Source organism: Ruegeria sp. AL1 (assembly GCF_056540905.1).
Window position 1 is genome coordinate 266,931 of sequence record NZ_JBQFXP010000007.1, and the last position, 7,294, is coordinate 274,224.

10 protein-coding genes are annotated in these 7,294 nt (G+C 58.6%); 4 read left to right on the top strand and 6 right to left on the bottom strand.

Annotated elements, in window-relative coordinates; genetic code table 11:
• Positions 1-16 precede the first annotated feature (16 nt).
• Positions 17-1,477 carry a MocR-like pyridoxine biosynthesis transcription factor PdxR gene (gene pdxR / locus ACRZ9X_RS13410; protein ID WP_480519633.1) on the bottom strand — a complete coding sequence of 487 codons (1,461 nt, stop codon included), beginning with the start codon at positions 1,475-1,477 and terminating at the stop codon, positions 17-19.
• 123 nt (positions 1,478-1,600) lie between these two features.
• On the opposite strand from pdxR, the gene ACRZ9X_RS13415 reads away from it, so the two are divergent.
• Positions 1,601-1,909, top strand: coding sequence for an ArsR/SmtB family transcription factor (locus ACRZ9X_RS13415; protein ID WP_480519635.1), 309 nt, complete (start codon positions 1,601-1,603; stop codon positions 1,907-1,909).
• Positions 1,902-2,933, top strand: a complete 1,032-nt coding sequence (locus ACRZ9X_RS13420; protein ID WP_480519663.1) for a permease — start codon at positions 1,902-1,904, stop codon at positions 2,931-2,933. Before ACRZ9X_RS13415 ends, ACRZ9X_RS13420 begins: the two co-directional genes overlap by 8 nt.
• Positions 2,934-2,974: 41 nt before the next feature.
• Here ACRZ9X_RS13420 and ACRZ9X_RS13425 read toward each other — a convergent pair whose 3' ends face one another.
• Both ACRZ9X_RS13425 and ACRZ9X_RS13430 read right to left on the bottom strand, forming a co-directional pair.
• On the bottom strand, positions 2,975-3,364 hold the full coding sequence (locus ACRZ9X_RS13425; protein WP_480519637.1) for a hypothetical protein: 390 nt from the start codon (positions 3,362-3,364) through the stop codon (positions 2,975-2,977).
• A gap of 54 nt (positions 3,365-3,418) precedes the next feature.
• Positions 3,419-4,180 carry a DUF1013 domain-containing protein gene (locus ACRZ9X_RS13430; protein WP_480519639.1) on the bottom strand — a complete coding sequence of 254 codons (762 nt, stop codon included), beginning with the start codon at positions 4,178-4,180 and terminating at the stop codon, positions 3,419-3,421.
• A gap of 131 nt (positions 4,181-4,311) precedes the next feature.
• Between ACRZ9X_RS13430 and ACRZ9X_RS13435 the strand changes: the two genes are divergently transcribed.
• A complete protein-coding gene (locus ACRZ9X_RS13435) occupies positions 4,312-4,941 on the top strand; it encodes a ribonuclease T2 family protein (protein ID WP_480519641.1) in 630 nt (209 codons plus the stop codon).
• On the opposite strand, the gene ACRZ9X_RS13440 is transcribed toward ACRZ9X_RS13435, so the two are convergent.
• A complete protein-coding gene (locus ACRZ9X_RS13440; RefSeq protein ID WP_480519643.1) occupies positions 4,938-5,426 on the bottom strand; it encodes a hypothetical protein in 489 nt (162 codons plus the stop codon). The two genes, ACRZ9X_RS13435 and ACRZ9X_RS13440, sit on opposite strands and share 4 nt — an antisense overlap.
• Before the next feature lie 105 nt (positions 5,427-5,531).
• Here ACRZ9X_RS13440 and ACRZ9X_RS13445 point away from each other — a divergent pair, with 105 nt between their 5' ends.
• Positions 5,532-6,125, top strand: coding sequence for a hypothetical protein (locus tag ACRZ9X_RS13445; RefSeq protein ID WP_480519645.1), 594 nt, complete (start codon positions 5,532-5,534; stop codon positions 6,123-6,125).
• 24 nt (positions 6,126-6,149) lie between these two features.
• On the opposite strand, the gene recR is transcribed toward ACRZ9X_RS13445, so the two are convergent.
• Together recR and ACRZ9X_RS13455 are read right to left on the bottom strand one after the other, a co-directional pair.
• The gene (recR, locus tag ACRZ9X_RS13450) at positions 6,150-6,743 is read right to left on the bottom strand and encodes a recombination mediator RecR (protein WP_480519647.1); all 594 of its coding nucleotides are present in this window, start codon (positions 6,741-6,743) and stop codon (positions 6,150-6,152) included.
• A gap of 61 nt (positions 6,744-6,804) precedes the next feature.
• Complete coding sequence (locus tag ACRZ9X_RS13455) at positions 6,805-7,149, bottom strand: YbaB/EbfC family nucleoid-associated protein (protein WP_480519649.1); 345 nt, start codon at positions 7,147-7,149, stop codon at positions 6,805-6,807.
• Positions 7,150-7,294 lie beyond the last annotated feature (145 nt).

The window sequence follows — 7,294 nt, forward strand, 5'->3', positions numbered from 1 at the left end:
ATAGGTCCAGAGTGGGTCAGGACTGGCGCAAAGCCTCGACGATCAATTGGAGTCCCGGTGCGATACGTTCCGAAGTGATCGAGGAATAGCCCAGCCGGTAATAGTGTCGTGGCTTGACGGGACCGGAAAAGAAGGGCTCACCCGGTTCGATATGCACGCTTTGCTGCTGTAGAGAACGGGCCAGTTCGGACGTGTCGACCTGCTGGGGTGCACGCATCCAGATCGAGGACCCGCCCAGTTTGCCACGGCCCGCGACCGTCAGACCACAATCGGCGATGGCGGCATCCAGCGCCTCTCGCCGCTCTTGCAGCGCCTTGGACATGCGTCGAACCTGCGCATCGTAATGGCCCAGCGACAGGAAATAAGCTGCCGTGCGCTGAATGTGACCCGGAGGATGGCGCAACACCAAAGACCTCAGCGCACGGGCTTCGCGGATAAAAGGCTCGGATCCGACCATGTAGCCCAGACGCAGACCGGGAAAGAGGGATTTCGAAAAGCTGCCCACATAGATCACCCGCCCATCCCGATCCAGCGACCGCAGGGCCGGCGAGGGCGCACCCAGAAACGACATCTCAAACTCGTAATCATCCTCGACAATCATGGCGTCCAGCTCGCGCGCGCGCTGCAACAGGGCCTGTCGCCGGTCTATCGGCATTGTCGCGGTTGTCGGGCATTGATGGCTGGGCGTGGTAAAGATCACATCGGTATCGTCGGGGATTGCATCCGGCGGCAGGCCGTCGGAATCAACGCGCAAGGGGGTCACCTGGCATTCCGAGTGGATCAACAGGTCACGCAATGCGTAATAGCAAGGGTCTTCGATGGCTGCTTTCCGACCCTTGTTCAACAAAACTCGGGATGCCAACCACAGCGCGTTCTGTGCACCCAACGTAATCAGAATTTCTTCGGGTCGGGCAGCAATACCGCGTCTTGGCAGAGTGTGGCGGGCGATGAACTCGACCAGCAGCGGGTCATCCTGATCCACATAGTCGCCTGTCAGCGAGTCGTAGTCCTTATGTCCCAGTGCCCGTACCGCGCAGAGCCGCCAATTGGCGTGGTCAAACAAGCTGCTGTCCGCCTGCCCGTAGATAAAGGGATACTGATAATCGCGCCAGTCGCGCGGTTTCGGCAGGATGTCACCGCCGGAAAACTGACGGGCCAGCGTTCTGGACCAGTCCACCGTCTCGGAACTGCGCTGCACTGGCGTGTATTTTGGTGGAACCGGCGCGTTTTCGGACACGTAATAACCAGACCTGCCACGCGATGTCAGATAATCATTCGCCAGCAATTCCGTATAGGCCAGCGTGACCGTAATCCGGCTGACTGCCAGATGTGCGGCCAGCTTCCGCGACGAGGGCAGCTTTTCACCTACATGGAACCGACCGGACAGAATTCCTTCTGCGATCATTTGCTGGATACGGGCCTGCAAGGTGCCTTGCCCGTCGCGTTCCAGAAAGAAGGTCTCAACCGCGATTCCCATGCCTTGTGTATAGGCTGGACCTAAGGAGGGTGCAATCTGGCCTTAAGGCGGATTGAAGATGTTGATTGACATGACGCGGCTTTAGACCATATAACTAGAAATCTAGTGTAATGGAGTAAAGCAATGTGGGAAACAGCGGCCGCAGGATTCTCGGCCATGGGGTCCGAGGCCCGGCTACAGGTCCTGAAAACGCTGGTCCGGGCTGGGCAGACCGGTTTGACCGTGGGCGAGATACAAACCCGCACGGGAATTGCCCCATCAACGCTGGCCCACCACCTGCGGTTTCTGGCCGCGGGTGGTGTTGTCGAGCAGGAAAAGGTCGGTCGCAGCACCATCAACCGGGCGCGCTTCGATGAGTTAAGAAAGCTCGCGCAATTCATCCTGAGTGAGTGTTGCGCGGACGAAGTAGGAAAGGCTGCGAATGATGGCTGAACTGTCGCAAAACCCGCGCCCGGTCACTGCAGGGGTCATTGACTGGCTTAAGACCCCTTGGGCACTGATTGTCGCGATCCTGATTGCAGTCGCCGTGCTGGACCCGGCCAACTGGACCGAGGTGGTCAGTTTTGCCGCCAAGGCACTGGCGCATACAGGGCAATACATCCTGTTTGCGGTACTGTTGCTGTCCTACCTCAAGGCCACCGGGGCCGAGGTGATGGTGGCCCGCGCGTTTGAAGGGCGCGAGACGCGGATGATCTTTCTCGCCGCTCTGTTTGGTGGGCTGGCACCGTTTTGTTCCTGCGAGGTGATCCCGTTTATCGCCGGGCTTCTGGCGCTGGGCGCACCCTTGTCGGCCGTCATGGCCTTCTGGCTGAGCTCGCCTTTGATCGATCCGCCAACCCTTCTGATCACCGCAGGCGCGCTTGGCTGGCCCTTTGCCATCGGCAAGGCGGTTGCCGCCGTAGCGCTGGGCCTGTTCGGAGGCTTCGCGGTCCGCGCGCTGATGCGCGGCGGCGCGTTCGCCCAGCCCTTGCGTGAATACAAACCCGCTGGCTGCTGCGGCTGCGACCCGAAAATAGACGACAAACCGGTCTGGAAATTCTGGCAGGAGGCCGAACGCCGGGTCCGCTTCCGGTCGGAATTCGTCCATAACGGCTTGTTTCTGCTCAAATGGTTGGCGCTGGCTTACGTGCTTGAGGCGCTGCTGGTCAGTTACGTCCCTGCCGACCTGATCGCCCGCGTTGTCGGAGGGGAAGGTATACTGCCGATTGTCATCGCCGCACTGGTCGGGATGCCCGCCTATCTGAACTCCTATGTGGCGCCGCCCCTTCTGGCCGGATTGATGGAGCAGGGCATGACCGTAGGCGCCGCGATGGCCTTCATGGTGGCCGGGGCAGTCAGCTCGATCCCTGCGATGGCAGCGGTCTGGTCGCTGGTTAAGCCACGCGTCTTTGCCACTTATCTGGGGCTGGGCATCAGCGGAGCCATCGTTTCAGGTATTCTGTTTCAGATGATCTGAAGGAAAAACCGCCCGGTGTGACCACCAGGCGGTTTTGCGTGTCAGCTTGCCTCGCAATAGCGAGGCAGTTTGAACCGGTATCGCGGCTCGCCACTGTCGACATAAACGCGCTTTTCCACGCAGGCGCTGGACCCAACGGTTTGCGAGATCGGAGCCTCGGTCGAGGTGATTGACGTGGCCGAGCCATCGGGCAACCGGACCGAGGCGATCACGCCGTTCTTGAGGTCTCCGTTGATCGCCGTGGCCGACAGCACGGGCACTGTCATGAACGAATGGTGCTCATGCTCACCGCTGTCATTCAGCAGCAGCAGCGCGGCGGCAACCGCGATCACACCGATCCCACCCGCGATGGGCAGGCCTTTGGTCTTGATGAAGGCATAGATTGAAACGGCGCGGTGTGGTCCGAAGATTGCGGACAGTATGCTCAGCATTTCATTCCCCAAACAAAAAGGCCCCGACCCTGTCCGGTCGGGGCCATCCGCGCATCAGGGGCGCAGATCATCCTCGTCATCTTCGCTGCTGCCGCTTTTGGGCAGGTTGAAGAAGCTGTCGGCATCGACGATGGGCTCATCGTCTTCCTTGTCCTCGGGGTCGTCGGATAGCGAGAAGGTCTCAAGCCCCTCAATCGCGGTCGGGATCTTCGGTGCCGAGTCCATTTCCAGCGATTGCTCGGTCGAGACCAGCTTGCGCCGCTCGTCATCGCTCATCACGCCGCCTTCGACTGCCTTCTTGGCCGCGGCTTTCTGTACGATGGCGTCCAATTCGGACTGTTTGCACAGGCCCAGAGCAACCGGGTCAATCGGCTGCATGTTGGCGATGTTCCAGTGCGTGCGCTCGCGGATCGACTGGATGGTTGGTTTGGTGGTGCCGACCAGCTTGGCGATCTGGCCATCGCTGAGCTCAGGGTGGAACTTGACCAGCCACAGGATCGAGTTCGGGCGGTCCTGACGCTTGGACAATGGCGTATAACGCGGGCCGCGGCGCTTTTCCTCGCCGGTTGCCGCCGGGTTGAACTTGAGCTTCAGCTTATGCAGCGGATTGTTCTGCGCCGTGTCGATCTCATCCTGAGTCAGCTGGTTGTTGGCGATGGGGTCGAACCCCTTGACGCCGGCGGCCACGTCGCCGTCTGCGATGCCCTGCACTTCCAACTCGTGCATGCCTACGAAATCCGCGATCTGCTTGAAGCTGATCGTGGTGTTGTCCACCAGCCATACGGCGGTTGCTTTGGCCATCAGGGGTTTTGCCATCAGCCTGCCTCCTTATGAATACATCTGTCCCGTCGCCGGAATTCGGCGGCCCCGTGGTCTTGGGGCAGGTTTCCGTTGTCGGGGAACTTGGGGCCTATATAGTCGCGTCATGTAAAGAAGGAAAGAGGCGAATGCGCTGGGTTGTTTTGTGGCTTTTCACCGCCGTCGCGGCGCTGGCCGAAGGGGAAAAGGCGGGTGTTTTCGATTACTATGTCCTGTCTCTTAGCTGGTCGCCCAACTGGTGCGCGCGCGAAGGTGATGCGCGGGGATCGGACCAATGCGATGCGCGCCATGATCATGGCTGGATTCTGCACGGGCTCTGGCCGCAATTCCATCAGGGCTGGCCCTCTTATTGTCCCACGTCTCAGACCCCTCCGTCCCGGCGCATGACGCGGGAAATGGAGGATATTCAGGGCTCATCCGGTTTGGCCTGGCATCAGTGGAAAAAACACGGGACCTGTTCGGGTCTGTCCGCGTCTGATTACTTTGCCCTGTCCCGACAGGTCTATTCAGGCGTTACCCGCCCCGAGGTGTTTCGCAAACTGGACGCCACGGTCAAGCTGCCCGCATCGGTCGTGGAAGAGGCGTTTCTGAAAGCCAATCCCGTGTTGGAGCCTGACATGATCACGATCACCTGCAAGCAGGGTTACATTGAAGAGGTCCGCCTGTGCCTGTCGCGCGATCTGGCGCCGGTGCCTTGTGGCCGCGACGTGATCCGGGACTGTACGGCGAAAGACGCGGTGTTCGATCCGATTCGTTAGAGCTCGCCGTTTTGGCACTCGCGCGCGTATTCCAGTGCCTTGGCGGTGCCTTTCAGATCAATCGCCATGACGGTCTCGCCTGCCGGGTTGTAAACGGTCAGGGTCTTGTTGCGGGCTATGGCGGCGACAAAATCCCGGTCGGTGAAAAACACGGTCGCGCCCGGCACGTCGCGCTGGTTGAACCCGATTGCGGTGGCATCGTAGCTTTTGCCGTCCAGCTCAAACCGGATCGGATAGCTTTCCCCCTGTCTGATATCGCCCCATGCCCTGTTGTAGACGGCAAAGTATCCGCGATTGTCCAGCGCATCATAGCCCAGTCGCACAACCGATAGATCCTGATACACCGTCTGGATCAAGCACCCGTCGCCAAGCGCGGGGTCCATCATGATGTTCCAGCCTTCGACAAAGCCCTTGTCGATGAGCTCTTGGGCGAGCGAGGCGGTGGCGGTGAAGGCGGTAAGGGCGAGGGCGAGAAGGCGGGTCATGTCTGGGTTACACCTGTAGGGTTCTTGTAGACGAGTGTTGGCAAGTTTTCTTCAAGTTAGATTATACGCGAGCTAAAGTTGAAGAAATTTTGGTCTGGAATTCGAATGAAATACTTCCTCTCGATTATCAGTTTTTCGGCAGCTTGCACTTTGCATGTAACTAACGCCTCTGCTTTGAGTTGCGATCATCCAGCCGAAACCCCTATTTTGGCTGACCTAAGCAACGATGAGGCTGCGCAGATACGGCTTAGAGCTTTGGTTGATCGATTAACACCGGAAGTAAGCGAATTTGTCGTATTCGGGGAGTTTTACCAAGTTCAAGACTTACCTTTCATGCATATCAGGGATCATGAGGATCGTCTGGCGAGATGGATTGGACAAGATCTATTGTTTGAAGAGATACAGGGAAGTGTCGAATATACTTACGTCAGACAAATCGGTTTTCGCGGTTCGCGCTTATTAGAAGGTGAAATGGTCCATTTTGAAACTACAGAGACAATTATCTCCGTGCCAGTCGAAGGAGAATTTCTCGGACAACTTCCGGAGTTCGACACACCTGTAGTCGGAAAACTACTCCCAGACGCTAGACATGACAGTTTTACACGTATTCCATCGCATCTGTGCCAAGATTTTTATCCGGTGAATGAGGAAACATTCGAAGAAGTTCTGCATTGTTTGACATCAAAAGAGGGTTGCTAGCAAGTAATTGAACTCGTTGAGAACTCATATTTCCTTCCGTGCCCTCAACGCCGCCGTAATCGTCCCGTCATCGAGATAATCCAACTCTCCGCCAATCGGGACACCCTGCGCCAATGAGGTCAGACGCACCTGACCTTCTAGCTGATCGGCGATGTAATGGGCGGTGGTCTGACCGTCGACGGTGGCGTTCAGGGCGAGGATGACCTCGGTGATGCCTTCGGCCACCACTCGATCCTTCAAACGTGGGATGCGGAGTTCATCCGGTCCGACGCCATCCAGCGCCGACAGCGTGCCGCCCAGAACGTGATAGCGACCTTTGAAGACACCCGCGCGCTCCATGGCCCAAAGGTCGGCGACGTCCTCGACGACGCAAAGCTCTCCGGTCGCGCGGGCTTCGGCGTCGCATATGTCACAGATATCGGTGGTTCCCACATTGCCGCAGTTCAGGCATTCGCGGGCGGTGATGGCGACCTGCTGCATGGCGTCTGACAGGGGCGTCAGCAGCAGGGCGCGTTTGCGGATCAGGTGCAGTACCGCGCGGCGGGCCGAGCGGGGGCCGAGGCCGGGCAGTTTGGCCATCAGGTCGATCAGGTTGTCGATGTCGCTGTTCGAACTCACGGCCTGTCCTGCGTGGTGCCCGAGGGAGCCTCCGGCGGGAGTATTTTTGAAAAGATGAAGATCAGAACGGCAGTTTGATATCTGCCGGCAGGCCCATGCTTTCGGTCAGTTTCGCCATCTCGGCCTGTGAGCGTTCGGCGGCTTTGGTCTGGGCGTCCTTGATGGCGGCCAGGATCAGGTCCTCGACCACTTCCTTGTCGTCCCCATTGAAGATCGACGGATCGATATCGAGACCTTTGAGCTCGCCTTTGGCTGTGGCCGTGGCTTTGACAAGGCCCGCACCGGATTCGCCGACAACCATCAGGTTGTTCAGTTCGTCCTGCATCTCGGTCATCTTGGTCTGCAGGTCTTGTGCGGATTTCATCATCTTGGCCATATCGCCCAGACCGCCTAAACCTTTGAGCATCGGAATTCTCCTGTAAGTCCGTTTGAAGCCTAAATACGGGCGGCATCTCCGCGACACAAGGGCCGAGGAGGCTCCCGCCCGTCGTCAAGGTCTTTAGCAAGACATTTCCTTCGGTTGGGCCCGGCAGCGCGGGCTTTGCCCGCGC

Excerpts from the sequence above, each read along its gene's own strand:
- pdxR (WP_480519633.1), bottom strand. The coding sequence starts at position 1,477 with ATGGGAATCGCGGTTGAGACCTTCTTTCTGGAACGCGACGGGCAAGGC.
- ACRZ9X_RS13415 (WP_480519635.1), top strand. The coding sequence starts at position 1,601 with ATGTGGGAAACAGCGGCCGCAGGATTCTCGGCCATGGGGTCCGAGGCC.
- ACRZ9X_RS13420 (WP_480519663.1), top strand. The coding sequence starts at position 1,902 with ATGGCTGAACTGTCGCAAAACCCGCGCCCGGTCACTGCAGGGGTCATT.
- ACRZ9X_RS13425 (WP_480519637.1), bottom strand. The coding sequence starts at position 3,364 with ATGCTGAGCATACTGTCCGCAATCTTCGGACCACACCGCGCCGTTTCA.
- ACRZ9X_RS13430 (WP_480519639.1), bottom strand. The coding sequence starts at position 4,180 with ATGGCAAAACCCCTGATGGCCAAAGCAACCGCCGTATGGCTGGTGGAC.
- ACRZ9X_RS13435 (WP_480519641.1), top strand. The coding sequence starts at position 4,312 with ATGCGCTGGGTTGTTTTGTGGCTTTTCACCGCCGTCGCGGCGCTGGCC.
- ACRZ9X_RS13440 (WP_480519643.1), bottom strand. The coding sequence starts at position 5,426 with ATGACCCGCCTTCTCGCCCTCGCCCTTACCGCCTTCACCGCCACCGCC.
- ACRZ9X_RS13445 (WP_480519645.1), top strand. The coding sequence starts at position 5,532 with ATGAAATACTTCCTCTCGATTATCAGTTTTTCGGCAGCTTGCACTTTG.
- ACRZ9X_RS13455 (WP_480519649.1), bottom strand. The coding sequence starts at position 7,149 with ATGCTCAAAGGTTTAGGCGGTCTGGGCGATATGGCCAAGATGATGAAA.